Here is a 26304-nt window from a genome sequence, read left to right as displayed (position 1 = left end):
GAGCCCAGCATGAGCACCAACGAGGCCCTCCACCGAGTCCTCAACCCGGCTACCGGGCAGGTCATCGAAGACTTCGCCCACGCCACCGACGCCGAGGTCCAAGACGCCATCGCGGCCGCCCATGAGGCGTTCATGAAGTGGCGCCGGCGGCCCATCGCCGAGCGTGTTGCCGTCGTGGCCCGGCTGGCCGGCCTGTTCACCGAACGGGCCGAGGAGCTGGCCAACATCATCACCCTTGAGATGGGCAAGCGGCACGACCAGGCGGTCGGTGAAGCCGAGTTCAGCGCCGACATCTTCCGCTACTTCGCCGAGCAGGGTGAGCGGCTGGCCGCCGACCAGGCGATTCCGACGTTCTCCGGAGGTCGCGCAGTCGTGCAGCGCCGCCCGGTCGGGGTACTGCTCGGCGTGATGCCGTGGAATTACCCCTACTACCAGGTGGCCAGGTTCGCGGCCCCGAACCTGGTCCTGGGCAACACCATCCTGCTCAAGCACGCCGAGTCGTGCCCACGTTCGGCACTCGCCATCCGCGACCTCATGCTCGAGGCCGGTGTCCCGGCCGGCGTGTACGAGAACGTGTTCGCCTCCCACGATCAGGTCGCCGACATCATCGCCGACGACCGCGTCCAAGGCGTGTCCGTGACCGGTTCGGAGCGGGCCGGTGCGGCCATCGGTGCGCTGGCCGGCAAGCACCTGAAGAAGGCGGTCCTCGAACTCGGCGGCTCCGACCCCTACATCGTCCTGGACGCCGACGACGTGGCCGAGGCCGCCACCACCGCCTGGGGGATGCGCATGGAGAACACCGGCCAGGCGTGCAACTCCAACAAGCGGATGATCGTGGCCGAGCCCATTTTTGCCGACTTCGTCGCCTGCCTGGTCGAGCACGCCAGCGGTCTTCAGCCCGGAGATCCGGCCGAGGCCGAGGACGGCACGTACGCGCCTATGTCGTCGCGGGCAGCAGCCGAGACCCTGCACGAGCAGGTCCTAGACGCCGTCGCCAAGGGAGCCACCCTGCACGCCGGCGGAGAACTCTCCCCGGGCCCGGACGCCTACTACTCGCCCGCGGTACTGACCGGCGTCACCCCGGGCATGCGCGCGTACAGCGAGGAGTTGTTCGGACCTGTCGCGGTGGTCTACAAGGCCGCAAGCGACCAGGAGGCTCTCGACCTGGCCAACAGCAGCCGCTACGGCCTCGGGGGCGCGGTGTTCTCCACCGACGTCGCTCGTGCGACCGCCGTGGCAGCCGAGCTGGAGGTCGGCATGGCCAACGTCAACACACCGGTCAGCGAGGGCGCCGAGCTGCCGTTCGGAGGCATCAAGCGGTCCGGGTTCGGCCGCGAGCTCGGCCCGCTCGGCATGGACGAGTTCGTCAACAAGCGGCTGTTCTACATCAGCGACTGACCGCCGACCGTCCAGTACTGGCTGCGTAGCGCGGCTGCGTGAGGGCCGGCCCGCGGGAGGCGGGCCGGCCCTCACGCCGTTCCTCAGCGCATCAGGCTTCGACGTCGCGTGCGTGCCGCACGGCTCGGACTGCCACCCACAGGGCCGCGATGTCAGCTGAGGACTTCATGTTGCGCCCGGTGAGCTCCTCGATGCGTCCCAGCCGGTGCGCCAGCGTCTGTCGGTGGATACCCAACGCCTCGGCGGTCTCCTTCCAGCTGCGGTTGTTGTCGAGGTAGGCCGACAGCGTCTCCAGCAGCCGACTCGACCGGTCGTTGTCGTCGAGCAGGGCACCCAGGACCGCGTTGGACAGCTCGGTGGCCGCGCCGACGTCACGCGGGACGATGGAGCCGCGGACGTCGGCGTACGACACGATCGGTGTGCCGCCGCTGGCGTTGCCCAGCGCCCACAACGCGTCACGTTGCGCCTGCCGTAGCTGCTGCAGTGACCCAAACGCCGACGAGACGCCGACCCGGTCCACGGTCGAGCCGACGGTGGCCAGCGCGGCGTCGAGGTCAACCTCGCGTACGCAGCACACCAGGCGCCCTTGGGCGCGGCGCGGCAGGAACCGCAGACCCTTGGCGCCGAGCGCGGCGACCGCGTCGTCCGCGTGGGTGGTGGTTGCCGCGAACGAGACCAACTTGGACCCTTCCAGTCCGAGATGCACGGCCTCGTCCTGGACGGCTTCGACGGCAACGTCACCGACGAGCACGGCCGAAAACAGTTGCTCGGCACGCGCCGCTCGGGCCGCGGCATCGGCCAGCACCCCGTTCACGGGAACGATGACGGCCTGGCGCAGGTGCCCCACGAGGAAGGAGTCGAGCAGGTCCACCGGCCCCTCCTCGAGCATGAGCAGCGTGGGTCGCTGTGTCGGTAGCGGCCACGCCTTCACCGACGACGACAAGGCCGTCAAACTCGCGCCAACGGGCAGCTTGGCCTCGGCGGCTCGGGCGCACAGGTCGACGACTACCTCGGTCGCCACCTTCAGCGACCCCTCCAGCACCGCCCCATGGTGCACCACGTCCACGACGGCCAGCCGGGCGCCGAAGACGCTTTCGATGCGCTCCAGCGCCTCGGTGGAGGTCGTTTCCAAGCCCGCCAATACCCGGTAGAGGCGGTTGAGTAGCTGCAGCTGCTGCAGCTGACGTGCGCTTCCGGCCAGGGCGACCGTGCGGCCCAAGGACACGAAAGGGACCGCGAGCGAGGTTCGTAGCAGTGGGAACCCGAGCCGGTCGGCCTCGGTCAGCATCTCGTGGCTCAGCGCGGGTGCCGGATCGTCGTCACCGATGGTGACCCCGGCCAGGGACGCGTCGGCCAGACGGCGAATGAACTCGACCTGAGCCTCGGCGTCCTCGGGCACGCACAGCCCGACCGTCATCAGCAGTTCGTTCGGTCCTAGCCATCGCCACGGGTCGGGCAGCTCGCAGCTGTGGGCCCACAGCACCGGGCGGTCCAGTCCCTGCGAGCCGGCCAGCAAACGCTGCCCCAGCGTAGGCATGCCGAGGAGGTCACTGACCGTCAGCAGCTGTTGTTCGCTCACTTACCCAGTGTAGGGGTCTTTGGTACGTGAGTATGACAGCGCCGCCAGAAACCGGACTCTCGCACCGTAGAGTCCGGGGCTGCTGCCTGCCTACGCTCGGTGACGTTCCAACCCCGGCCGTCCCTTCATGACCCTCACGCAAAGGACACCTCGCATGCCACAGATAGAGAGCCTCCACGGCCCCTGGGAATGGGCTGAGTCTGTCGGCTACGCGCAGGCCGTCCGCGTCGGCGAGACCATCACGACCGGCGGCATCGGCCCCTACGACGAGCACGGGAACGTCATCGACGGCACCTTCGAGGACCAGGTCCGCCAGACGTTCCGCAACGTCGAGGCCGTGCTGCGTGCCTTCGGTGCCGACCTGACCAACGTGGTGTCGGTGAACGTCTACGTCACCGAGTCGGACAATTACGGACGCTTCACGGTCGTCCGCCCCGAGTTCCTCACCGCCCCCTACCCGGCCTCCACCGCCGTGGGCGTGACGCTGCTGGCAGAGGGGATGCAGGTCGAGATGAACGCGGTCGCGCTGCTCGGCGCCACCCGCGTGCCCGCACCCCCCATCGACAGCACGCCCCCGCCCAGCGCTGGCAACTAAGTCGCGACCACCCCATCCGGAGGCACCTTCCGTGACCACCCACACCCCGCCTCGCCACGTGGCCGTACTCGGTGCCGGGTTCGCCGGCCTTGCAGCCGCCACCAAGCTCGCTGACGCCGGCCTCGACGTCACCGTCCTCGAGGCGCGCGGCCGCGTCGGCGGCCGCGTCTGGTCCCAGCACCTCGACATCGCCGGCCGCGACTGCGTTGTCGAGCGCGGCGCCGAGTTCATCCTCGACGGCTACAGCACCTTTGCTGCCATCGCCGAGCAGCACTCACTGAGGCTCGTCGACTCCGGCATGAGCTACTACGTCCGCGAGCTCGCCGAGACCCCCGAGGTCACCTCCGAAGTCCTGTCCCACGCCGGGCAGCGTGCCGCCGCCCTGGCCCGCGAACTCGAGCGGCCGGTATCAGTGGAGGAGATCCTGCAGCTGCTCGACCTTCCGATGGCCGTCGACCAGGCGCTCCGTGCCCGCATCGAGGTTTCCGCCGCGACCGCCGCCGACCTGGTCACCGCCGAGGCGCTCGACCACGTCGCCTCGTTCGAGCCGTTGCCGAGCTACCGCGTCGCCGGCGGCAACCAGCGCCTCGCCGTCGAGATGTACCGAGCCCTCGGCGAACGGGTGCACTGCTACGAAGTCGTCCGGTCCGTCGAGAACATCGACGACGGACAAGGTGCTGCTGTAGTGCGCACCAGCAGTGGTGAGCACCTTTTCGACCACGTCGTCGTCGCCCTCCCGCTCACGGTCCTCACCGGTGGGCACGTCTACGTGCCCACCAGCGACGCCCGGGACAAGGCGCTCGCCAGGCTGCGCCAGGGACACGCCGCCAAGCTCCACTTGCCGCTGCGCTCCACCCCATCCACCAGCGCCGTCCTGTCGGTACCCGGCCGGTTCTGGACCTGGACTGCCGTCGACGAGCACGACACCGTTGCACCGGTCATGAACAGCTTCGCCGGCAGCGAGCACGGCCTCGCCGCCATGGCCGTCGATGCCGGACCGGAGCAGTGGATGCGAGCCGCCCGGCACATCCGCAACGACCTCGACTTCGCCGAGCAGGAACCGTTGCTCTCTACCTGGTCCGATGACCCGTTCGCTCTCGGCGCGTACGCCTCCCACGCACCAGGCACCACCATCGAAGACCAGACAGCACTCGAGGCCGCGGTCGGTGCGGTCAGCTTTGCCGGCGAGTACGCCGAAGCCGAATTCACCGGTCTCATGGAAGGCGCCCTGCGCAGCGGAATCCGCGCCGCCCAAGCCGTCCTGATGGACCTCGGCGGGCGTCTTGTAGCCGAGCGCTGAGTGGAGACGTCTGCGATTGCAGAAGACTTCTATGTAGCGGGCAATAGCCTTGCGCGCGTGCTCTCGTGTCGGGAATGTCACTCGGTGGATGAGTTCGTTTTTCAACTCTCCGAAAAATGATTCGACGGCTGCGTTTTCCCAACAGACACCCGTACGACCAACGGATGCCCTCATCTCGCGCTTCCTCCCGGCGATCTTCTTGGCCGCATCCGTTCCCTGGCTGGTCAGGGGCACGTTACTGGAGGTCTTCACGCTCTGGGTGTCGATCACGGAGGCGGTCGGCTCGGGCCTGCGCCCCTCCTTCACCCGGGCCAGTCCTGTCAGGTCGTAATTGAGCTGGGCAAAGATTCCTTCGTCACGCCACGCGGCGTAGCAGGCATAGGCGGTGCGATGGTTCGGGAGGTCGTGTGGGAGGTACTTCCAGGGGATCCCCGTACGGTTCGCGTAGAGGATCGCGTTGAGGACGTCGCGTAAATCGACCTTGGCCGGCTGCCCGGTCGGCCTGCGGTCGAGCCGGGCCTGTCTCCAGGCCGTCAACGTCGGCTCGATCAGAGCCCATCGGGCGTCGGACAGGTCGCTGGGGTACGGCTTGCGCTCGCTCACGGCGTAGCGTGATCACGAGCGAGCCGGAGGGCTCGGTTCCGCTGCCCATCAGGCAATTCCGTGGCATCTTCAAATCAGACGGACTCCCAGGTACAGAACCGAACGAGACGGACGGCCGAGCCTTCGCCCTGGAGAAGGTCATTCACCATCTATGGGATGAAAGTCTTCGGAGCAGGGCAGGGACGAGAGTCGCATACGGGGCCTGACCTGCATAAACGCCCTCTGATCGACATGCTGGAGACCGACGGCCTGATCGCGCTCGCGGCGAAGCGCCCGGAGCTGTTCGGCACCGGGTGAGGACGCCGTCGGCCCGGCACCGCGGCGGCGGACCGAAGGCCGGCGGCCGCTGGGACGGCCACGGCCAGTCGGCCGGCCCGGAATGGAGGATGGAAAGAGCCGGCGTGCGTGCGGCAGAATCCGGAGCCCATGAGCCCACGGCAGTCCCGACCCACACACCTCACGAACCTCGACCTCAACCTCCTGGTGACGCTCCGAGCGCTGCTTCGCGAGCGGAACGTCACCCGGGCCGCCCGGAACCTCGGCGTCACCCAGCCCGCCGTCAGCGCCGCGCTGTCCCGGCTGCGCCGGCACTTCGGGGACGAGCTGCTCGCCCGGGTACACGGCGCCTACGTCCTGACACCGCTCGCCGCGCAGCTGGCCGGACAGGTCGAGACGGTGTGCGCGGCCGCCGAAAGGCTCTTCGCGACCGGCAGGGCGTTCGACCCCGCGACCACCGAGCGGGAGTTCACCCTGCTGATGGCCGACTACCCGGCGACGGTCCTGGGCCCCCCGTTGTCCCGGCTGTTCGACCACGAGGCGCCCCATGCGGCGCTCCACCTCCAGTTCATCAGGGAGACCCTGGGCAGTGGCGCGGGCGACGCGATCCGGCTCGTCGATGCCATGGTCTCCCCACCGCTCGGCCACTTCCGCACCCCGGGGGTCGATTCGGCTCCGCTCTTCCACGACCAGTGGGTCTGCGTGGTGTCCGCCGGCAATGCGCTGTGCGAGGCCGAGTCGTTCGGCATCGAGGATCTGGCACGGCTGCCGTGGGTGGTGCCCTACCACCGGGACGAGGGCTACCCGTCGGCCGCTCCGGCGACCCGGCAGCTGACCGCCCTGGGCATCCGGCCACGCATCGCCGTACGCGTGGAGAGCTACCGGGCCGTACCCGACTTCATCACCGGAACACGGCGGGTGGCGCTCGTTCCGGAGCGGCTCGCCGCGCCCATCGCGTCCGCGTACGGGCTGCGCACGCTCACCTGCCCGGTACCGCTCGATCCGCTGGAAGAGCATCTCTGGTGGGAGGCGAGCCACGACGAGGACCCGGCACACAGCTGGCTGCGCGACCTGATGGCCCGGGCCGCGGCCTGCCTCGGAGCATAAACGCCGTTGATGCCGCCCAGTCGAACGCTCTATTGACCTGGGCATTCCCTCCGGTGAAGCGGGCTGCCTACGGTGCGGGGCACGCGATGAGAGCCGCGTTCGCGGCACAGCCCCCTTCCCCAGGAGCCATCATGCCCCATGCCCTGACAGAGCTGCGGTCGTCATCCGCGTCCCCATCGTGGCCGACTTCAACGGCGAGGAGACGGCCATGAGCGCCACCCGACCCGTCGCGGAAGTGGCCCCGATCGTCGAGCGCCAGCGTGCGAGCCGCTACTGGCTGCTGATGTACGCCGTCTGCTGTCTGATCACCTTCCTCGACGGCTTCGACTTCCAGATCCTGTCGTTCGCCGCCACCTACATCCGAAAGGACTTCGGGTTCACCGGGACCCAGCTCGGCACCCTGGCCACGGTCGGTCTCTTCGGCACCATGATCGGCGCGCTGATCATGGGTTACCTGGCGGACCGGATCGGACGCCGTCCCACCATCGTCGCGTCGGTCGCCGGTTTCGGCCTCTTCATGCTCGGTTTCGCCTATGCGGACACCTACGCCCACCTGTTCGCCCTGCGGTTCGTGTCCGGGCTCTTCCTCGGCGGGGTGCTCCCGCTGACCTGGGCCCTGGCGGCCGAGTACGCGCCGAAGCGGTTCCGGGTGACCGCCGTCTCCATCATCATGGTCGGCTACACGCTCGGCGGCGCCGCCGGTGGTCCCGTCTCCAACTGGCTGATCCCCGAGTTCGGCTGGCGATCGGTGTTCGTCGTCGGCGGCGTCTGCTCCTTGCTCACCGTCCTCGCGGTGCTGCCGCTGGTGCCCGAGTCGGTGAAGTTCCTGGTGCTGAAGGCCCGCCCAGGCAGCGATGAGCGCGTTTCCCGCATCCTGCGCCGCCTCCAGCCGGGCCTGTCCATCGAGCCCGGGACCCGCTTCACCACCGAGGCCCAGGAGCAGGCGCACTCGGGGAAGCGGTTCACCCCCACCCAGCTCTTCCGCGGCCACCTCGCCGCCATCACACCCCTGCTGTGGCTGGTCTACCTCCTCTCCTCGGCGCTGATCTACTTCATGGTCTTCTGGACCCCGATGATCAACGAGCAGATGGGCTTCAGCGTGAGCGCGGCCGCCACCATCGCCGCCCTGGCGAGCGTCGCGGGCGCCGTGGCGCAGCTGTTCATCAGCCGGTTCGTGGACCGCAAGGGGGCGGGCATCATCCTGTGGATGCCGCTCGCGGCCGTCATCTGCATGCTGACGCTGGGCACCGGAATCCTCGGCCCGGCCGTCTACGTCGCCTTTGTCATCGGCGCCAAGATGTTCGTCAACGGCGGTCATGGCGGTATCACCAGCATCGCCGGCACCTTCTACCCGACGGGCATCCGCGCCAACGGCGCTGCCTGGGCCTCCTCGGTCGCCAAGGTCGGCGCCATGGTCGGCCCCTGGCTCGGCGGTGTCATCCTCGACGCCGGTCTCGGGGCACACGGCGCGTTCACCGTGTTCGCGGCCTGCCCGGCCGTGATGGTGCTTGTGCTGTTCGTGCTCGGCCGGGTCCAGCGCCGGCTGCCGGCCGAGGCGGAGGGGGCGCTGTCCGTGGAAGCGCCCACGACCGGCGTGGCGCAGGTGAAGACGGCGGCTCTCCTCCTGACAAACCCCTCCGCCCCGGAAGCAACCACGAAGAACGAGGAAGGAGTGTAGAGGTGTCCACCGAACCGCGCAGCAACCATCCGGTCGGGTCGTCTCGCTGGGCGACGACGCGTACACAGTGGAAGGCGCTGGGCTATGACGACGAGGAGATCCGTCGGCCCAAGATCGCCATTGTCAACTCCTCATCCGGACTCGCGCCGTGCTTCGCCCATCTCGACAAGGTCGCGGAGGCCGTCCGCCGGTCGGTGTACGACGCCGGCGGGCTGGGCTTCGAGATCCGCACCGTCGCGCCGACCGACTTCATCATGGCCGCCGGCCGGGGTGGCGGCTATGTGCTCTCGGGCCGCGACCTGGTGTCCTACGACATCGAGGCGGTTGTTGAGGGCGCGAAGCTCGACGGGATGATCTGCCTCGCGTCATGCGACAAGACGACGCCCGGCCAGCTGATGGCGGCCGCTCGGACCGACGTTCCCACCGTGATCGTCGCCTGCGGCTACCAGAGCTGCGGTGTCCTCGACAACGGCCGCCGCGTCGACATCGAGGAGGTCTTCGCCGATGCCGGCAAGCTCGCCGCGGGCGCCATCAGCTTCGACGACCTGTGCCGGATGTCCGACCGCGCCATCACCGGCCCCGGTGTCTGCCAGGGGATGGGCACCGCCAACACCATGCACATCGTCGCCGAGGCGCTCGGCATGGCGCTGCCCGGCTCGGCCCCCACCCAGGCCAACAGCGAGACGATGTGGGCGGCCGCGCGGGCCGCGGGGCCGGCCGTCATGGCGGCAGTCGAGGCAGACCGGCGACCCAGCACGGTGATGACGCCCGCCGCGTTCCGCAACGCGGTGACGGCGGTCATCGCGGTCAGCGGCTCGATCAACGCGGTCAAGCATCTGGAGGCGATCGCCGCGGAGTCGCCGTACGACATCGACGTCCACCGGCTCTTCGAGGAGATCGGGCGGGAGGTCGGGCCGATAGCCGCGGTCCAGCCCAACGGGCCCACGACCATCGACGAGTTCGACGCCGCGGGCGGGGCCCGGGGCGTGCTCCGGCAACTCGGCGACAGGATCGACGGATCGGCCATGACGGTCTCGGGCACGTCGATGGCCGAGGCCGTCGCCGGTGCCCCCGTCGACGCGGAGGTGATCCGCGCCGAGCCGATGCGCCCCGAGTCCACCATCGCCGTGATGCGCGGCAATCTCTGCCCCGACACCGGAATCGCGAAGCTGTCGGTCACAGAGCACCGGGCCCGCGCCTTCCGCGGTACGGCGCGCGTCTTCGAGTCCGCGCCGGAGGCCACCGAGGCGATCGAGCGCGGCGAGGTGCTGCCGGGCGAGGTCCTTGTGCTGCGGGGCCTTGGCGTCACCGGCACCCCAGGGATGGGCATGGCCTCCAACGTGGTCTTCGCGCTGGCCGGCGCCGGCCTGAGCGAGCAGGTGGCGTTCGTGACCGACGGACAGCTCTCCGGCCTCGTCAACAAGGGCATCGTCGTCGGCGAGATCTCTCCGGAGGGAGGCGTGCCGGGCCCGCTGGGGACCGTCCGCACCGGTGACGAGATCGCGATCGACGTCCCGAACCGGACCGTCGACCTCCTGATCGACGCCGAAGAGCTGAACCGCCGGATCGAGACGTACGCCGAAACACGCGCGCCACGGACCTGGCCGGCGCGGCCCGGCTCCTGGCTCGGCGTGTACGCCGGGGCCGTGGAGCCGCTCGACCGGGGCGCCACGCTGCGCCGGGCCGCCGCCAACTGACCAACCACCTTCCGGGAGAAGACCACACCATGCCCCACCCCCTGTCCGATCTCGTCGTCCACACGGTCACCAAGCCGGCCGACGCTCCGGCCGAACGGCTCGACGCCGACATCCTCGTCGTCGGCGCCGGTATCGCCGGGCTCTCGGCGGCCATCCAGGCGCGCCGCCTCGGCCGCGATGTCGTCCTGGTCGACGCGCTCCCGGTCCTCGGCGGCCAGTGCGTCAATTCGATGATCGGGCTCTTCTGCGGGATCTACGGCAACGCGCCCGACTACCGCCAGCTCACCTACGGGATCTTCGGCGAGCTCTTCGAGGCGCTGGAGAAGACCGACGACCTCCACTACAACCGCACCCACACCCAGACGGTGACCTATGACGAGGTCGCCCTTGGCCGCTGGTTCGAGAACATCGTCGAGGAGCTCGGCGTCCGGGTCGTCCTCGGCGCCTCTGTCAGCAGCGTCGGGACCGAGGGCGGCGTCATCGAGCGGGTCGACTTCGCCACGCGCTTCGGCCCGGTGAGCGTCACCGCCCGCGGTGTCGTCGACGCGACCGGCGACGCGGCCCTCGCATGGGAGGCGGGCCTGCCCTGCCAGGTCCCGGACCGTACCGTCTGGGGCTCCCAGCAGATCCGGCTGGAGGGACTCGACCAGTCCGGCAAGCCGGAGCCCGCCGAGCTGGTGGCCCGGGTCGATGAGAAGGCCGCCCAGTACGGCCTGGTCCGCCGTGACGGGCTCGCGTTCTTCTTCCCCGGCCGCGACACGGCGGTGATGAACATGACTCATGTCGAGGCCCCCTTGGGCGCGGTCGAGGCCGCCGACGCGCAGCTGCGGGGCCGCGCCCAGGCGGACCGGGTCGTGGAGTTCCTCCGGCGGGAGTTCCCGGCGGCGTTCCGCAACGCCCGGGTCCGCGCCTATGGGTTCCCGGGGCGCCGGCAGACCCGCTGGCTCGCCGCCGCCCACCGGCTGACCCTGGACGAGGTGCGGGGAGAGACGAGGTTCGAGGACGCCGTCGCCCGGACGGCCTGGCCGGTCGAGCTGCACGACCGGGCCGAGGGCTACGTCTGGGAGACCTTCGGCCCCGACCACCTCCACTACGTCCCGCTGCGCAGCATGCTCTCGCCGCGGGCGCGCAACCTCGTGGCCGCCGGACGCTGTGTCGACGGGGACGCCGCCGCGCTCTCGAGCGTCCGGGTGATGGGTCCCTGCTCGGCGATGGGCCTCGCCGCCGCGCACACCCTCGATCTGACCCTGGGCGAGGACGTCCACCAGGTCGATCTGACGGCGCTGCGCGACCGCGTCCGCGAGAACGTCGAGGGCTGAGGAGGAGTCGATGGTCACTCTGACGGACGAAGAGAAGGCCATGCGCGACGGTCGTGACGGCGATGCCGTCGCGGCGGCGATGGACCTGCTCATCAGATACGCCGACGCACTCGGTGCCGCGCACCTGTGCGAGACCCGCAACGTGGCGGGGACCAACACCCAGCCCTCACCCGCCAAGACGAAGCTGTTCGAGGAGGGTGGCTGGTCGAAGGCGTTCGCGGTGATCAGCCTCGACTGCGACGACGACATCGAGGTGCCGCGGATGAAGGTGCCCACCTGCCAGCTCCAGCACGGCTTCGGCGACGACGCGCTGGGGATCATGCCGTACTCCGAGCGCAACATCGAGCTCCAGGCCGACGCCGAGTCGTTCTACAGCTCCAAGGGCGTCAACGTCCTGGCCACATGCACCCCGTACCAGGTGGGCAATCTGCCGACCTACGGCGAGCACATCGCCTGGATGGAGTCCTCGGCGGTGGTCTACGCCAACTCGGTCCTCGGCGCTCGCACCAACTGCGAAGGGGGCGCCTCGACCGGGTCGGCGAGCATCACGGGCCGGATCCCCTGCTGGGGCAACCATCTGGTGGAAAACCGCTACGGAACCCATCTGATCGAGTCCGGGCTCCGGATGACTGGCTTTCAGGACTGGGGCATGTTCGGCTACTTCGTCGGCGACGCGGTTCAGGAAGCGCGCCCGGTCATGGTCGGCGACCTCGGCCAACCCGACCTGGCGGACCTGAAGCACTTCGGGGCGGCCGCCGCCTCCTCGGGCGGCGTCGAGATGTACCACATCCCGGGACGCACCCCCGATGCGCCGACGCTGGAGGCGGCCTTCGGCGGCGCCACCCCGCCCGAGCGGCTGCACTACGGCGAGGCGGAGCGCCGCGCGATCTACGACTCGCTCAACTCCATCGGGAACAGCGAAGATGTCGACTTCGTGCTGATTGGCTGCCCGCACGCCTCACTCGAGCAGATCGGCCGGGTCGCGCGGGCGCTCGAAGGCCGCACGCTGTCGGCCGGGACCGAACTGTGGGTCATGACGCCGCGTGCGCTGCGTGCCGTCTCGGACCGCAACGGGTGGACGGCCACCATCGAGCGCGCCGGGGGCCGGGTCCTGACCGACTCCTGCCCGGCCATGTCGCGGGCCGCGCCCACGGGCACCAAGGTGTTCGCCACGGACTCGGCCAAGCAGGCGCACTACCTTCCTGCGATCCTCGGCATCGAAGCCTGGTTCGGCACCACCGAGGCGTGCGTCGATGCCGCCGTGACCGGTCGCTGGCGTGGCTCGCTGGCCCCCGCGGCGGTGGTCCGATGACCAGCGCCGCGGGGACCCGGCTCGTGTTCCGCGGTCGCGGCATCGTCCCGGGGCGCGTGGCGGGCCGGGCCCTGGTCTCCCACGAGACCATCTCCGGCTGGGGCGGGATCGAGCCGGCCACCGGCACCATCATCGAGCGCAGACACGAGCTCTACGGTGTCTGCTTCACCGGCAAGGTGCTGGTTTTCCCCGGAGCGAAGGGTTCCTCGGGCTGGTCCGGCTTCTTCCAGTCGACCCGCCTGCTGGGCACCGCTCCGCTGGCGATGGTCTTCACCAACCTGACCACGAAGGCCGCCCTCGGCGCGATCGTGACCCGCGTCCCCACGGTGACCGAGTTCGACGACGACCCGGTCGCCAAGATCGCGACCGGCGACCAGGTCGAGGTCGACGCCGACAACGGACTGGTGGTCGTGTACGGACCGCGGCCAGGTCATCCGCGATGACGAGCCCGCGCTCCACGGCCGTCATCGAAGCGGCCCGCTCCGGCCAATGCAGCTTCCGCTCCAAGATGATCGGTTCCAAGGGGTCGTGATCGTAGGGGGTGAGCGAACGGAGGGTGTCCCGTGCGGTGTGGTCGTTGTGCCAGATCACGGCGGTCAGTGCGAGTATTCGCTGCATGACACGGGCGATGACGCCTCCAGGCGTGCGCGCTCGGTGCTGTTCGAGGTCGAGTTGCCCCTTGAAGGTCTCGTTGACCGTCTCGATGACCTGCCGCAACGGCTTGAACAGGGTTCCACCGGGCCGCTGCCGTTCGCCCTCGCGGGTCGGCCGTAGCAACTGGACGCCCTGCTGGGCGAGTTCCTGTTCGAAGGCGCGGCCGAAGTAGTGCTTGTCGCCGATCAGCGTCTGGCCGGGCCGGGCGGCGAGGAGGTGCGGTTCGGCCGCGAGCAGGTCCAGCAGTGTTGCGCGTTCGTCGGCTTTGGCTCCGGTCAGGGCGAAGGCTACGGGCAGGCCCTGGAGGGTGCACACGAGGTGGAGGCGCAGACCCCAGAAGAAACGGCTGTGACTGGCGCAGTAGCCGTATTGGGCCCATCCGGCCAGCTCGGAGCGTTTGACGGTTTCCCATGAGCGGCCGCATTCCACGGGTGTGGAGTCCACGATCCACACGTCATCGCTCCACGCTGAGGTGCTGGTGGCCAGTATCCGGGTGATCCGGCGGAGCAGGTCGGCGGCTTTGCGCAGCCGCTTGTTGTAGCCGGGTTGCTGCGGCAGGTAATCCAGGTTGTTCGTCACAAAACGATCTTGGATGCCCTCGCTCTCGTCTCCGCAGGCACTCCTTGGAATCGATCATCTAGTCGATCACCGATCACATGCCCCACCTCGCTGGTCGCCGACGCGCTCCGGGCTGCCGCCGCGCCCCGCGGCAACCTGGCCGGTGCCGTGTTCCACAGTGATCACGGGGCGCAGGCAGTACACCTCTCGTGTATGCGCTGGTGATCGCGCCGAGTCGGGGTGCGGCAGTCCATGGGCGCGGTCGGCACGAGCGCGGACAACGCACTCGCCGAGTCGTTCAACGCCGCCCTCAAACGCGAGGCGCTCCGTGGCGGCCGCCGCTTCGACGGGGCACGTGCCGGCCGCCTGACGGTCTTCCGCTGGACCACGCGCTACAACACCCGCCGACAGCACTCGGCCAACGGCCAGCAGGCGCCGATCGCCTACGCGCAGCAGTCAGCTACCCTCACACGTGGCGTCCTGAGCCCTGTGCGATTCCAGTGCGCCGTGGAAAACCTCCAGCAACGCATTGTTCCGCAGATCGCCCAGAAACACCGTGCCGCCGTCGCGGGTGGTCTCGATGGCGCCTTCCAGCACGCGGTCATCACCTCCCGCTCGCCGAGCCTGGGGTTGGCCAGGCATCAGGAGATGGGGAGTAATAGTCAAGATTTGTGGATCGGCGAAGTTATCGTCTGATGCTCCGGCGCCATCGGATCTCGCCGTCGTGCCATTCGTCGGTGGGTGTGAGCCCGGCGGCAGTGGCGACGGCGGCGGATGCCCGATGTTCGGGGTGGATGTGGGCGATGACGGTGTGCACCGGCTGCTGGCTGAGCCAGTCGACGAGTCCTCGGGCTGCTTCGGTGGCGATGCCTCTTCCCTGCCACGGGGTTCCCACCACCCAGGCGATCTCGGCGATGGGGCCGTGGCCGGAGGGGCTGACTGTCGCCTGGACGGTGCCCGTCAGGCCGGCCTTGCCACGGAGCCGGATCACCCAGTTCAGCCAGGAAATGGCCGGATCGGGAGAGCCTGCGGTCATGCGCTGGTAGCGCGAGCGCAGGGCTCGCGGGGTATCCGGAGTGCCGCCGATGAAGGTGTGCAGGGCCGGGTCGGACAGTACGGCGGCCATCTCCTCGGCGTGCTCGACGTGCAGCGGCAGCAGGTCCAGCCGCTTGGTACTGATCGCCTGGGTCACGAGGGTACTCACGCCGCGACCGCCTCGGGGCGTTCGACGAGCTGGCCGCGTTCGAAGCGGGCTCCGGCACGGACGAGGGCGACGAGGTGGGGCGCGTTCACGGCCCGCCACCGCTGCTGGGCGGACTCGACGAGCTTGAAGACCATGGCCAGGGCGGCGGTGCGGGAGCCGGCCCCGCGGGTGACCTTGGTCCGCAGCCGGACGGTGGAGAAAGTCGACTCGATGGGGTTCGTGGTGCGTAGGTGGTTCCAGTGCTCGGCCGGGAAGTCGTAGAACGCCAGCAGCTGGTCCTGGTCGTCGGTGATCTTCTTGACCGCCTTGGGGAATTTCGCACCGTAGAGCTGGGCGAACGCCTGGATCGCCGCCTCGGCATGGTCGCGGTCCTCGGCGTTGTAGATGTCCTGGATGGCCTTCTTCGCGCCGGGCTGTGCGGACTTCGGCATGGCGTCCAGAACATTGGCGGTTTTGTGAACCCAGCGCCTTTGCCCGCGTGTTTCGGGAAACACCTCCGCCAGAGCCTTCCAGAAGCCCAGGGCGCCGTCCCCGACCGCGAGCACCGGGGCTCGCATGCCCCGGCGGGCGCAGTCCCGCAGCAGGTCAGCCCACGACTCACCCGACTCGCGGTAGCCGTCCGTGAGCGCGACCAGCTCCTTGGCACCATCGGCCCGGACTCCGATGAGTAGCAGGACGCAGGCCTTGGCCTCCTCCAAGCGGACGTTGAGGTGCATGCCGTCGGCCCGCATGTACACGTAGTCGACCTCCGCGAAGTCGCGGTCCATGAAAGCGGCATGATCGGCCTGCCACTGCGTCGTCAGCCGGGTGACCGTCGCCGCCGAGAGCCCAGCGGACGAACCGAGGAACTGCTCCAGAGCGGGCACGAAGTCGCCGGAGGACAGACCGTGCAGGTAGAGCAGCGGCAGCACCTCGCTGATCTTCGGCGACTTGCGACACCACGGCGGCAGGATCGCCGAGCTGAACCGCTTGCGCTCGCCCGTGGCCTCGTCGACGCGCCTGTCGTTCACCCGCGGTGCCTTCACCTCGGCCACGCCAGCCCCGGTGGCGACCTGCCGGGGCTGGTGATAGCCGTTGCGCACCACCAGACGGTGCCCCCTGCCGTCGCGCTCATCGACCAACTCAGCTATGTAGGCGTTGACTTCGGCCTCCAGTGCGGCGGCGAGCATCCGCCGTGCGCCTTCCCGAACGATCTCATCCAGCGGCGAGCTGCCGCTTGGCGTGGTGCTGTCCTCGTTGACCACCGTAAGCACGGGCGTGCCTTCCCGACCGACGCTGCAACGTCGGCTTTGCTCGATGACCTATCGATCGATCCATCGGGAAGGTACGCCTCCTTCCGCCAGGAGTGATCCACAGGTATTGAGCATTGCTCCCGGTCAGTGATCGGTGGCGGAATGAGATTGGCGAACCGGTCAGCCTTGGGGAGGGCGGCCACGGTGTCTCACTCCCTTCCGTACAGTCCACTTCGGAACTGCAAGGTGTACACAGGGAATAGCTGGTGGGGCGAAGGGCGAATACACCGTCGACGGCGCTGGCCGGCGAGTGTGGATCTGGTGCGGCGGCGACGTCGATCCCGGCGCTCGACCGGAATGCGACCTGGGAATGTGCGAAGACGAGCCATAGTCTGGAAGAAGCGGGGCGACGCTACGTTGCTCGACATATGCCGAGAGCAGGTGATGGTGGTGACGCGGTTGCCTTAGCCGCCCGCCCGGAGAGTCCGGGAGCCCGGGTGGCTGGTTCCGGAGGAACGAGATGTCCCGCACGGACAAGACGAAACCGTCGTGGGTGCGCCACCGCGAGCATGGTGGCCTGCCGCTGCATGACCACCGGCATGGCCCCTGTGACCTTCCGCCACTCCCGCCCCGGAAGGACACTGGTACCCGCTGCCGATGGGCCACGGTCACCGGAATGGCCTCCCCTTGGACATGCTGTGCGCGCACCCAGGAGCGCTCAGCGTACAAGGAATGGCAGGGGTGGGTGAGGGCTGCCAACCGCAAAGTACGCTACGCCGGTCGCCGCGCTGCACACCTCTGGCAGATGGACATGGATTGACACCGACAATCGGTCTCGTATCAAACAACGCCAGTGCATCCTCAACCCACGTAGGTCCGGAGTTCCCCGCGCGACGCGGCGGAGTCCTCGGGTGAGCACAGGCCCCCGCAGCCTTCCGTGGTCGGGCGGATCGAGGCTGGTCAGCGCCGTCGGTTCCGGCCCCAGCGGGTGGCTGGCGGGCGCCTGCGGCGCGACGGCCAGGGCGCGGCTGAACCGGTCCTCGGCGAGTACCCGCCGACCGCCTCCGGCTGGTGGCCAGCCGGAGGCGGTCGGCGGCCGGAGGCGATCGGCCGCGCCCGGGGGATCGTTGAGGTCGGCCGACGAGCCCGTGGAGACGGTCGTCGAGGAGCGACCCGTGGAGTGCGAAGATCCACTTCGGGTCGATTCCGGCGCGCTCGATGCCGAGCAGGAAGCCGACGCTGTTCTCCACGTAGTGGTTCCGGAACATCAACGCCCAGTCGCGCAAGGCCGGTTCGGGGCCGCGTACCGGTCGACCAGCGACATGCCCCTGACGATGGTGTCGATCTCCGCGCCGGTGTAGCACTGCCCGCGCGGGCGCACGGCCCCCACCAGCCGGTCGAAAACAACCTCGGCCTTCTCGGAGAGCGCTCCGGCGGCGGCGAACAACACCTGTGGGCGGCCCAACACGTCAACGGCGGAAGCATTCGAGGCACACCACACGATGTCGAGTCCTCCTCCGGCCCGCGACACCGCGAAGTCGCCGACGTGCCCTGGGCGCGGCGGATCCGACGGGTCCGCTACCACTGGGTGCCCTCCCACCCTCGGCCCGCGCGATCGGCATCTCTTCGCGGCGGGCGACCATGGTGATGTGCGCCCCTTCTGCGGCCCACCCGGTGACGACGCCCACCGGGTGGGCCGAGCGGCGCTGTGAGCACGAGGAAGTGTCCGGCACGGTCAGCAACCCATTGAGCCGACCCCAAAGGTCTGAGATCTGCTGCCGACTGGTGTGCGCCGCTCTCCTCTGCGGAGCGGGTCAGTGCCGGGTGGTGAGTTCGGTCGCGGGTTCTGGCCGCGCGCCGGCCGCTGGGGACTTGGCCAACCGTTCGCCTTCTATATCGACGTTGGGCAGGACGCGGTCGATCCAGGCGGGCAGGGACCACGCCCGGCGGCCGAGGAGAGCCAGGACCGCGGGCACGATGGTCATGCGGACGATGAAGGCGTCGAGTGCGACGGCGACCGCGAGACCGAGTCCGAGGGCCGCGATGACGGAGTCGGTGGAGCTCATGAAGCCCGCGAACACGCAGATCATGATGAGGGCCGCGGCTGTGATGACCTTGGCGCTGTGCTCGAAGCCCGTGACGACGGCTTGACGCGGATCGGCGCCGTGGACGTGCGCTTCGCGAATGCGGGTGACCAGGAAGACCTGGTAGTCCATGGCCAGGCCGAAGACGATGCCGACGGTGAGGATGGGCATCAGGCTCATGATCGGCCCGGGCTGTTCGACGCCGAACAGGTCCTTCAGCCAGCCCCACTGGAAGACGGCTACCACGGCGCCGAGTGAGGCCAGGACGGACAGCAGGAAGCCCAGTGCCGCCTTCAATGGCACGAGCAGGGAGCGGAAGACAAGGATCAGGACCAGGAAGGCCAGTCCGACGACGACCAGGAGGTAGGGCATCAGGGCGGCGCTGAACTTGTCGGAGACGTCGATGTTCAGCGCGGCGGTGCCGGTGACCATGCTCTGGGCGCCGGTGGAGCGCTCCGTGGTCGTCGCCAGGGAGCGGATGTTGGCGACGAGGTCCTTGGTCGCGTCGTCGGACGGGGCGCTGTCGGGGATGACGGTGATGATGGCCGTGTCACCGGAGGTGTTGAACACGGCGGGGGTCGCCACGGCCACGTCGTCCAGTTCGCGGATCTTCGAGCCCATGGTGGCGGCGGCTTTTTGGGCGGTGGCCGCGGCTTGGTCGGTGACGACCACGGTCAGGGGGCCGTTGAAGCCCTTTTCGAAGGACTGCGCGAGCATGTCGTATGCCTTGCGCTGGGTGGTGGACGGCGGCTTGGAACCGTCGTCGGGCAGTCCGAGTTCCAGCCCGGTGACCGGGAGTGCCACCACGATCAGTGCTGCCACAGCGGGGACGAGGACCCGCACCGGTCGGCGCACCACCGCCGTGACCCACCGTCGGCCGAACTGCGCCTTGGCCTCACGGCTGTCGCCGCCCTCCACGCGGTCGCGGGAACGTCCGCGGACGCGTTCGGGGGCGAAGGCGAGCATGGCCGGGATCAGCGTGATGGCGACGAGGACGGCGATAGCGACGGCTCCGGCGGCGGTGACGCCCATGGCGGTCAGCACCGGGAGGTTGACCACGGCCAGGCCGACGAGGGCGATCATGACGGTGAGGCCGGCGAAGACGACGGCCGACCCCGCGGTGCCGTTCGCCCGGCCCGCTGCCTCGCGGGCATCGTGGCCCGCGGCACGTTCGGAGCGGTAGCGGGAGACGATGAACAGCGCGTAGTCGATCCCGACCGCGATGCCCAGCATCGAGGCGAGTGCCGACGTGCTGCTGTTCAGATCGAAGACCGAGCTCAGCGCTGTGATCGCGGAGAGGCTGATGCCCACCCCGACCACGGCCGTCAGCAGCGGAAGACCTGCGGCGATCAATGAGCCGAGGGTGGTGAGGAGGATGACCGCCGCCAGAGCGAAGCCGATGGCCTCGGCCGAGGCGCCCTCCTCCTCCGTGGCGACCGCGTTGCCGGAGGCTTCGACCGTCAGCCCGGTCTTCCTGCCCTCACTCAGAGCGCCGTCGAATCGCTCGTGGTCACGATCGGTGAGCTCCGCGGCCGTGATCCGGTACGTGACCGTGGTGTAGGCGGTCGCCCCGTCCTTGCTGATGGTTCCGCTTGTGAAGGGGTCACTGACGGTACTGACCCGGGAAGAGGAGGCCGCTAGGTTCTTCAGGGTCGTGGCCACCGAGGTCTGGTTGCCCTTACTTGTGATCTTTTCCCCGTGCGGGGCCCGCATCACCACGCGGGCGGTGGCACCGCTCGCGTTGGCCGCGGGGAATTTGTCGCCCAGCAGGTCGTTCGCGCGTTGTGACTCGGTGCCGGGCAGGGTGATGGCGGACGTCGAACCGCTGGTGGTCTGCGCGGCGGCGGCGCCCACAGCGGCAACGACGATGCCCCAGAAGAGAAGCACCAGCCAGCGCCGCTTGAAAGCGGTCCGACCGATCCAGTGCAAGAAGGTGGCCATGAGGGTGCGGAAAACTTTCTACTTATGCGATGTTGGGGCGGGAGGTTGGGACAGGGAAATGCTGCACACGCCGCTTCACTTGGACGGCGCGCTGGTCACAGGCCGACCCTTGGTGAACGTCGCCGACCGCCCGCGATCACCATCATCGGCCCGGTGCACGGGTCGGCACGTCAGCCCTACGTACCGGGTGGGCGCGCTGCTGTCGGTCGTTCGGCCGACAGCAGCGCGCCCACCCGCCCTTCTACGCTGAGCATCGTGGATCGACATCTTCCGCGTACTCCGCACGTCAGACGACTGATCACCGTCAGCGGCCTGTTCGCGTTCGCTCTTACCTGGCTGGCGGACATGGCCGTGGTCAGGAGCGATTCCATGACGTTCGGAACCGCCTGGCTGCCCGTCGTGGCCACCGGCCCCCTGATCATCCTGGCTGTCGCCGAGACCCGCTGGTCGCCGTCGCTGGGCACGTGCGTCGCCGCCGCGGTGTCACCGTCCTTGGCGCTGACCGCTTGGAGCCTGATCGCGCAGAGCACCATGGCGTGGTGGGGAGCACTGGAGACATTGGGTCTGCTGTGCATGGCCCTGCGCACCTCAGCCCAACCCGGCCGGCCGGCCGTCGCGGTGGCGGAAACCGTCCTGATCAGCGTGACCGTACTTCTGCTGCCCCTGCGGACCGGGTCGTGGCAGGCGTTCACCGGCGGCGGCTATGTGCTGACCGTCGCCCTCGCCGTCTTCATCACGCTCGGCTATACCATCCGGGCCCTGGAAGCGCGGAGAGAGCGCACAGCCCGCGAGGTCCGCTACGGGGAGCGCCTCGCCCTGGCCCGCGATCTGCACGATCTCATCGCCCATCACATGACCGGCATCATCGTGCAGGCCAACGCCGCCTTGTCCATCCAGGCCGCCGCACCGGACAAGATCGAGCCCATCCTGCGCAACATCGCCCAGGCCGGTGCCGAGACCCTGGAATCCACGCGCCGTCTGGTCCTCGTCCTGCGCGAGGAAAGCAACACGCCATTGCGGCCCGGCGACTTGCTCACCGATCTCGGTGAACTCGTGTCCGCCCACTGCGCCGCCGCGTCGCCGGGCTCCGGGCCCACCGAAGCCGAGACGGCACGCCTCGAAGCCACAGCGGCAGCGCGGGTGGCCCGGCTGCGCCCCGAAGTGGAGACCTCCGCCCACCGCGTGGTCCAGGAAGCCCTGACCAACGTACGCCGCCACGCACCGGACGCGCACACCATCGTCCGCCTGGACGCCGACACCGAGCAACTGCGCGTGACCGTCACCAACACTGCACCGCACCGCAGGGCGCTCACGCCGGCCGGGGGCGGGGGCGGCTTCGGCCTGCTCGGGCTCCAAGAGCGCATCGAGGCCCTCGACGGCACCCTGCGCGCCGGGCCGCTGCCCGACGGCGGCTGGGAAGTCTCCGCCGCCCTCCCGCTCGCACCGTCATGACCCCGGGCCGAGCCCGGCCCGAGCCGGGCCCTGACGAAGCGGCCTGGGCCATCTCGACGCAGCCCAGACCCGTGATGATAGGAACGGTCAGTGCACGAACCCCAGATTGACGTCGTCATCGCCGACGACCAGGAACTGGTGCGGATGGGATTCAGCCTGATCCTTGGTGTGCAGCCTGGGATCACGGTGGTCGGTGAGGCGGCAGACGGTGTGGAGTGCGTCGAACTCGCGCGTCGTCTGCGTCCTCGGGTCGTGCTGGTCGACATTCGCATGCCGCGGCTGGACGGGCTGGAGGTTGTGCGACAGCTGGCCGGTCCCGGCGTGGCCGATCCGATGAACGTCGTCGTGATCACCACATTCGACCAGGACGACTACGTGCGAACCGCACTGCGCAACGGCGCCTGCGGTTTCCTGCTCAAAGACGCCTCTCCCGCCCTTCTGGTGGAGGCGGTCCAGGCAGCAGCGCGAGGAGACGCCCTCGTCTCCCCCGCGGTCACCGTGCGGCTCCTGCGAAGGCTGGAAGCGACGGAACGCGGGATGGCACAGGAGCCCGCTGCGTCCGATGACGTCGGCCTCAGCGAACGGGAGCGGGACATCGTCCGGCTGGTGGCCGTAGGGCGCACGAACCAGGAGATCGGCGATGAGTTGTTCCTGTCGCTGTCGACGGTGAAAACGTACCTGGGACGCATCCAGGCCAAGCTCAACGCCCGCAACCGGGTCGAGGTAGCGGCCTGGGCCTGGGAATACGGAGCAGTCCACAGGAGCCGATGAGACAGCCGGCGGCCAGGGCACGGTGGGCTCGACGGGCAAGCGCCCGCTCTGGTACTGCAAGGGTGTTTGAGCTGATTGCTGGCCAGTTCACGGGCTGCGTCCGCTTCGTTTGTAGTGACTGGTGCGGGCTTGGTGCCGGCGTCTGCGACGCCAGGTGGACCAGTGCAGGATGTGGTCGACGGGTGTGGGGCGGCGGTCGGTAAGGCGAGGCGGACGAGTTCGTGTCGCAGCTGCGGAAAGCGGCCGTCGCCGCGAGCACCTGCGGGGCTGGGGCATCGACACGGTGGTGGGCGAGCGACTGATCGAGGTCTTCGCGGCCCTGGCCGCCCATGCTGTCGCGGTGGACGCTTCCGTGCCCGCCGCACAGTTCGATGCTCTGCCCCTCAAGGGCCGTGGCCGAAGCGGCGATCGGCAAGCAGGATTTCGAACTGCTTGCCGGACTACCGGGCGGCTTCGCCGACGACCGCGACGAACTGGCCATCAACCTCTTCCGCCTGTACACCTACCGGGGCGGACAGTGCAGCCATCAGCTCATCCGACTGAGCACGGAAGTGCGCCATGCACTGGTCATCCTCGCCGAACGCTCGTCGGCGCCGTCCCTCACGCGCGGGGACGTCTTCCACCAGGCGGCCGAGACCGGCCTGCCGGGTGATCATGGACATCAGGCGAGCTGAGGCCGCGCTCCCCGCCGTGATGGTGGTGGTCCGGCGGCCGTCAGTTTCGGCCGGATCCGCGGCAGGGTGATGAGCATCGCCTTGAGAATGATCGAGTCAGCCTGCGGGGTGGGTCGGGCGCGTGGTGCCCGGGGCGGTGGCATCAACAGCCGCAGGCGCCCGCGACCGGGGCGGTCAGGGGGCGGCTCGCGGCGCACCGAGTTCGGCGAGGGCGAGGGCGGCACGCGTGGCACCGTTGCAGCCCGGCCACCAGCAGTAAGTCACCACAGGCACCGACTTGTCGGGCAGGTCCCCGGCCTGGTCGGGGATGAGTGCGGTGGGCAGGTGGACCGCGCCGGGGATGTGTCCCTGGTCCCAGCATTCGGTGGAGCGGGAGTCGACAACCACGCATTCCGGGTCGCCGCCGGCTGTGAGCACGGTGGCGACGTCCTCCAGCTCGACGGCCGGGCCAGCTTCACCGACCTCGCGCGTGCCGTCTCCATGTCGGCCAGCGCGGTGCCGAGCGCGTGCGCCGGCTGGAGGAGGCCGGGATCATCAGCGGCTACGCAGCCGTCGTGGACCCGGACAAGGCCGGGCTGACGATCACGGCGGTCGTGCGGCTGCGCTACCCGAACAGCAACTACAAACCCTTCCATGACCTGGTCAAGGCAATGCCAGAGATCCTGGAAGCCCATCACGTGACGGGCCACGACTGCTTCATCATCAAGGTCGCGGCGCGTTCCATGCGCCACCTGGAAGAGATCTCCGGCCGAATCGGCCATCGGTGCGCTCCAGCACCGACCAGTTCCTCACGCGGATCCCACCGGGCGGCCCAGACGGCGTTAACGGTAGGCGGGGTTCGATGTGCCACCAGAGAACTGATCACACGCGTCAGCTTGTGCACGACTCGGACTCAAGGGATGAGCCTGGCGGGAGGGCGCCTCTCGACACCGGGCGAGTGTCGAGAGGCCGTCAGGGAGCGAGCGGTGCGATCGGCTCACCGCCAGAAGCACTCTTCGATCACGAGCTGAGGGTCGGTGGTTCTCCTGGTGAATTGGTACCGCAGCCAGCCACGGCCGTGGTCGAAGTAGAGGACGTGCTGACCGCCGGGACGGGTGGACTGGGCCGGTTCCACGCTCATCCCGGATGGAAGGTCCCGGTCGGCGTCGACGCCCCGAAAGTACGGGTCGGCGGCGGTGACGAGTTCGGCGCGGGCGGCATATACCATGGTGCGGGCCGCTTCTGGGAGGGCATCGCGGTCTTCCTCGGCCCTCTTGGTCCAGTCCGCTTGCCAGGGCGGCCCCATGAATCCGTCGGTCACTGGCCGGGTTCCGCCTGTGCTGCCTGACGGCGAAGGTTCCCGGCTTCCTCAATGAGGGCTTTGGCGCGGCTGTAGTCGGGCTCCCGGTCGGCCTCGTCCTCCAGGGCGTGCACCTTCGCCTCCAGGCGCGGGTCGCGGGAGACGGCGTATTCGCCCCACCAGCGGGCCATGAAGGCGGGGACCGGCGCCAGGTCGTAGGCATCGGCGATGTCGCGACGCCAATGCCGGTCGAAGTCGACGAGGAGTTGCGGCGCGTGCTGGGCGATGGCGGCGCGGAGCGCTTTCGGCGTCCTGTCCGGCATGGGGGGCACGGCCCCCGAGGCGAGCGGCCCGGCGGTCATGAGCGGCATTCCTTTGGTGGTGGCGGTCAGGCTACGGACAGTGTGGAGCGCGTAGCGCCCGTGGGGTCGCCGGGGGTGCCGGCGAAGGCGAGGGCATCGCGCTGGCCGGTGGTGACCATGCGGGCGTGGGTGTGGACCTCGCCTCGGGCGTAGGCGTCCAGCAGGATCTCGACGAGGGCGGACATGGACCGGACCGTGTCCTTGGTGCGGCGCTCGTTGGCCGCGTGCCATACGGCATCAGTGGCGAAGATGGTGCGGCCACGCCGGTTGCGCGCATCAGGATTCGGAGAGGTGCGCGGCAGCACGAGAGCCCCGGCGGCGTAGTCGGTGAGGGCTCGGGAGGCCACCCAGATGAGGGGGAGGCCTTCGTTCCTGGCACGGCGGCCCGCGGCGTCCCATACGTCCTTGGCGATGTTCGGGGCGCGCTCTGCCTCGCCTGCTGCCGGCATGCGACGGCCCTCCTGTCGTGACACCCTCGGATCTACCTATGGAAATGGTACTACGGATCGAACCGGTAAGTCAGCGGTGCCCCGGTCAGGTCGATGGGGTCGAACGATCAGGGTCACCATCCATGGTGGACGGCATCCAGGCCGGCGAGCGACATGTCCCCGCCGCTCCAGTACCTGTGAAATCCCACAGCCATCTGGCCATAGCGTTGTTCCCTTTGAAATCTGCACACGGGGCAGGCTCGCGACGCGCTCTGGCACCGGAAACGCGGCCGAGGGCTGAACGGGCTGTCGGAGGTGTGGGCTACGGTGGGCACCGTCCTTGCACCCCCTTGAGTCCCTCGGGCCGCTTCGGTCAAGTACGAGGAGAAGAGGAGCATGGGGAGTGACTCCCGAGCAGTTGCGGTCCTTCTGTCTCTCCTTCAACGCGGCGGTGGAGGAGTTCCCGTTCTCCCGTCACCCGGAAATCTCGGCCTTCAAAGTGGTCGGCAAGATCTTCGCCCTGTCGACGCTGGACGCCCGTCCGCTCACGGTGAATCTGAAGTGCGACCCGGCGGACGCGGGTCGGCTCCGTGCCGGGCACCCGGAGCTGATCGTCCCGGGGTGGCACATGAACAAGCGCCACTGGAACACGGTGACGGTCGACGGCGACCTTTCCGACCAGCTGGTCCGGGAGCTCATCGAGGACTCCTACGACCTGGTGGTCGCGGGGCTGCCGAGGGCCGAGCGCCTCCGGCTCGACCGCCCTTGAGATCGCGGTTCCGGTTCCGGGAGACGCTATGT

General features: G+C 69.1%; 23 protein-coding genes and 5 pseudogenes. 16 read left to right on the top strand and 12 right to left on the bottom strand.

Going from position 1 to position 26304, the window contains the following annotated elements; all coding sequences use genetic code 11:
* Nucleotides 1-9: 9 nt before the first annotated feature.
* Entirely contained in the window at nt 10-1398 is a 1389-nt protein-coding gene (locus tag NP777_RS30935; protein ID WP_256653475.1) for an NAD-dependent succinate-semialdehyde dehydrogenase, read from the top strand.
* Nucleotides 1399-1489: 91 nt separating this feature from the next.
* Here NP777_RS30935 and NP777_RS30930 read toward each other — a convergent pair whose 3' ends face one another.
* Nucleotides 1490-2977: a PucR family transcriptional regulator gene (locus NP777_RS30930; RefSeq protein ID WP_256653474.1), complete on the bottom strand. Its 1488-nt coding sequence runs from the start codon at nt 2975-2977 to the stop codon at nt 1490-1492.
* Between the two features lie 154 nt (nt 2978-3131).
* On the opposite strand from NP777_RS30930, the gene NP777_RS30925 reads away from it, so the two are divergent.
* Together NP777_RS30925 and NP777_RS30920 are read left to right on the top strand one after the other, a co-directional pair.
* On the top strand, nt 3132-3572 hold the full coding sequence (locus NP777_RS30925) for a RidA family protein (RefSeq protein ID WP_256653473.1): 441 nt from the start codon (nt 3132-3134) through the stop codon (nt 3570-3572).
* Between the two features lie 31 nt (nt 3573-3603).
* A complete protein-coding gene (locus NP777_RS30920) occupies nt 3604-4872 on the top strand; it encodes a flavin monoamine oxidase family protein (protein ID WP_308405262.1) in 1269 nt (422 codons plus the stop codon).
* On the opposite strand, the pseudogene NP777_RS30915 reads toward NP777_RS30920, so the two are convergent.
* Nucleotides 4834-5043 (bottom strand): annotated as a pseudogene (locus tag NP777_RS30915) (integrase core domain-containing protein); the annotation flags it as partial. The gene NP777_RS30920 and the pseudogene NP777_RS30915 sit on opposite strands and share 39 nt — an antisense overlap.
* A gap of 6 nt (nt 5044-5049) precedes the next feature.
* Nucleotides 5050-5475 (bottom strand): annotated as a pseudogene (locus NP777_RS30910) (transposase); the annotation flags it as partial.
* Between the two features lie 156 nt (nt 5476-5631).
* On the opposite strand from NP777_RS30910, the gene NP777_RS30905 reads away from it, so the two are divergent.
* The 7 genes from NP777_RS30905 (at nt 5632) to NP777_RS30875 (ending at nt 13307) form a co-directional block, all read left to right on the top strand.
* Nucleotides 5632-5772 (top strand): hypothetical protein, encoded by a 141-nt coding sequence (locus NP777_RS30905; protein ID WP_256653472.1) that lies wholly within the window; start codon nt 5632-5634, stop codon nt 5770-5772.
* Between the two features lie 129 nt (nt 5773-5901).
* Nucleotides 5902-6858 (top strand): LysR family transcriptional regulator, encoded by a 957-nt coding sequence (locus tag NP777_RS30900; RefSeq protein WP_256653471.1) that lies wholly within the window; start codon nt 5902-5904, stop codon nt 6856-6858.
* Nucleotides 6859-7066: 208 nt separating this feature from the next.
* Nucleotides 7067-8536 carry an MFS transporter gene (locus NP777_RS30895; RefSeq protein WP_256653470.1) on the top strand — a complete coding sequence of 490 codons (1470 nt, stop codon included), beginning with the start codon at nt 7067-7069 and terminating at the stop codon, nt 8534-8536.
* A 2-nt stretch (nt 8537-8538) separates the two neighbouring features.
* Entirely contained in the window at nt 8539-10233 is a 1695-nt protein-coding gene (locus NP777_RS30890) for a dihydroxy-acid dehydratase domain-containing protein (protein WP_256653469.1), read from the top strand.
* 29 nt (nt 10234-10262) lie between these two features.
* Nucleotides 10263-11552 carry an FAD-dependent oxidoreductase gene (locus NP777_RS30885; RefSeq protein WP_256653468.1) on the top strand — a complete coding sequence of 430 codons (1290 nt, stop codon included), beginning with the start codon at nt 10263-10265 and terminating at the stop codon, nt 11550-11552.
* Nucleotides 11553-11562: 10 nt separating this feature from the next.
* Entirely contained in the window at nt 11563-12864 is a 1302-nt protein-coding gene (locus NP777_RS30880; RefSeq protein ID WP_256653467.1) for an aconitase X, read from the top strand.
* Complete coding sequence (locus tag NP777_RS30875; RefSeq protein WP_256653466.1) at nt 12861-13307, top strand: aconitase X swivel domain-containing protein; 447 nt, start codon at nt 12861-12863, stop codon at nt 13305-13307. The genes NP777_RS30880 and NP777_RS30875 overlap by 4 nt, the downstream gene beginning before the upstream one ends.
* A gap of 85 nt (nt 13308-13392) precedes the next feature.
* On the opposite strand, the pseudogene NP777_RS30870 reads toward NP777_RS30875, so the two are convergent.
* Nucleotides 13393-14079 (bottom strand): annotated as a pseudogene (locus NP777_RS30870) (IS982 family transposase); the annotation flags it as partial.
* A gap of 237 nt (nt 14080-14316) precedes the next feature.
* Between NP777_RS30870 and NP777_RS48595 the strand changes: the two are divergent.
* Complete coding sequence (locus NP777_RS48595) at nt 14317-14772, top strand: integrase core domain-containing protein (RefSeq protein ID WP_391858608.1); 456 nt, start codon at nt 14317-14319, stop codon at nt 14770-14772.
* Here NP777_RS48595 and NP777_RS30860 read toward each other — a convergent pair.
* From NP777_RS30860 to NP777_RS30845, 4 genes are all read right to left on the bottom strand, one after another.
* Nucleotides 14762-15280, bottom strand: coding sequence for a GNAT family N-acetyltransferase (locus NP777_RS30860; protein WP_256653465.1), 519 nt, complete (start codon nt 15278-15280; stop codon nt 14762-14764). The genes NP777_RS48595 and NP777_RS30860 overlap by 11 nt on opposite strands.
* Nucleotides 15277-16533 (bottom strand): IS256 family transposase, encoded by a 1257-nt coding sequence (locus tag NP777_RS30855; RefSeq protein WP_256653464.1) that lies wholly within the window; start codon nt 16531-16533, stop codon nt 15277-15279. The genes NP777_RS30860 and NP777_RS30855 overlap by 4 nt, the downstream gene beginning before the upstream one ends.
* A 1246-nt stretch (nt 16534-17779) precedes the next feature.
* Nucleotides 17780-17980 (bottom strand): hypothetical protein, encoded by a 201-nt coding sequence (locus tag NP777_RS30850; RefSeq protein WP_256653463.1) that lies wholly within the window; start codon nt 17978-17980, stop codon nt 17780-17782.
* A 346-nt stretch (nt 17981-18326) separates the two neighbouring features.
* Nucleotides 18327-20537 carry an MMPL family transporter gene (locus tag NP777_RS30845; protein ID WP_256653462.1) on the bottom strand — a complete coding sequence of 737 codons (2211 nt, stop codon included), beginning with the start codon at nt 20535-20537 and terminating at the stop codon, nt 18327-18329.
* 369 nt (nt 20538-20906) lie between these two features.
* Here NP777_RS30845 and NP777_RS30840 point away from each other — a divergent pair, with 369 nt between their 5' ends.
* The 3 genes from NP777_RS30840 to NP777_RS30830 all read left to right on the top strand — a co-directional run bounded on the left by NP777_RS30840 (nt 20907) and on the right by NP777_RS30830 (nt 23434).
* Complete coding sequence (locus NP777_RS30840; RefSeq protein WP_256653461.1) at nt 20907-21989, top strand: sensor histidine kinase; 1083 nt, start codon at nt 20907-20909, stop codon at nt 21987-21989.
* A gap of 90 nt (nt 21990-22079) precedes the next feature.
* Nucleotides 22080-22760 (top strand): response regulator, encoded by a 681-nt coding sequence (locus tag NP777_RS30835; protein ID WP_256653460.1) that lies wholly within the window; start codon nt 22080-22082, stop codon nt 22758-22760.
* A 392-nt stretch (nt 22761-23152) separates the two neighbouring features.
* Nucleotides 23153-23434 carry a hypothetical protein gene (locus NP777_RS30830; protein WP_256653459.1) on the top strand — a complete coding sequence of 94 codons (282 nt, stop codon included), beginning with the start codon at nt 23153-23155 and terminating at the stop codon, nt 23432-23434.
* 195 nt (nt 23435-23629) lie between these two features.
* Here the strand turns inward: NP777_RS30830 and NP777_RS30825 are convergent.
* Nucleotides 23630-23872, bottom strand: a pseudogene (locus tag NP777_RS30825) (rhodanese-like domain-containing protein); the annotation flags it as partial.
* Between NP777_RS30825 and NP777_RS30820 the strand changes: the two are divergent.
* Nucleotides 23858-24192 (top strand): annotated as a pseudogene (locus NP777_RS30820) (Lrp/AsnC family transcriptional regulator); the annotation flags it as partial. The pseudogenes NP777_RS30825 and NP777_RS30820 sit on opposite strands and share 15 nt — an antisense overlap.
* Nucleotides 24193-24410: 218 nt before the next feature.
* On the opposite strand, the gene NP777_RS30815 reads toward NP777_RS30820, so the two are convergent.
* The 3 genes from NP777_RS30815 to NP777_RS30805 are packed head-to-tail and all read right to left on the bottom strand — an operon-like array spanning nt 24411 to nt 25524.
* Nucleotides 24411-24734: a hypothetical protein gene (locus NP777_RS30815; protein WP_256653458.1), complete on the bottom strand. Its 324-nt coding sequence runs from the start codon at nt 24732-24734 to the stop codon at nt 24411-24413.
* Nucleotides 24731-25075, bottom strand: a complete 345-nt coding sequence (locus NP777_RS30810) for a DUF6247 family protein (protein ID WP_256653563.1) — start codon at nt 25073-25075, stop codon at nt 24731-24733. Before NP777_RS30810 ends, NP777_RS30815 begins: the two co-directional genes overlap by 4 nt.
* Nucleotides 25076-25101: 26 nt before the next feature.
* The gene (locus tag NP777_RS30805) at nt 25102-25524 is read right to left on the bottom strand and encodes a hypothetical protein (protein ID WP_256653457.1); all 423 of its coding nucleotides are present in this window, start codon (nt 25522-25524) and stop codon (nt 25102-25104) included.
* A gap of 382 nt (nt 25525-25906) precedes the next feature.
* On the opposite strand from NP777_RS30805, the gene NP777_RS30800 reads away from it, so the two are divergent.
* Entirely contained in the window at nt 25907-26272 is a 366-nt protein-coding gene (locus NP777_RS30800) for an MmcQ/YjbR family DNA-binding protein (RefSeq protein WP_256653456.1), read from the top strand.
* The last annotated feature ends 32 nt before the right edge of the window (nt 26273-26304 follow it).

Origin of the sequence: Streptomyces rugosispiralis (genome assembly GCF_024505145.1) — a bacterium.
Lineage (GTDB): Bacteria > Actinomycetota > Actinomycetes > Streptomycetales > Streptomycetaceae > Streptomyces > Streptomyces rugosispiralis.
The sequence above is the reverse complement of the archived record's forward strand: the minus strand, read 5'-3'. Positions and strand labels throughout refer to the sequence as shown.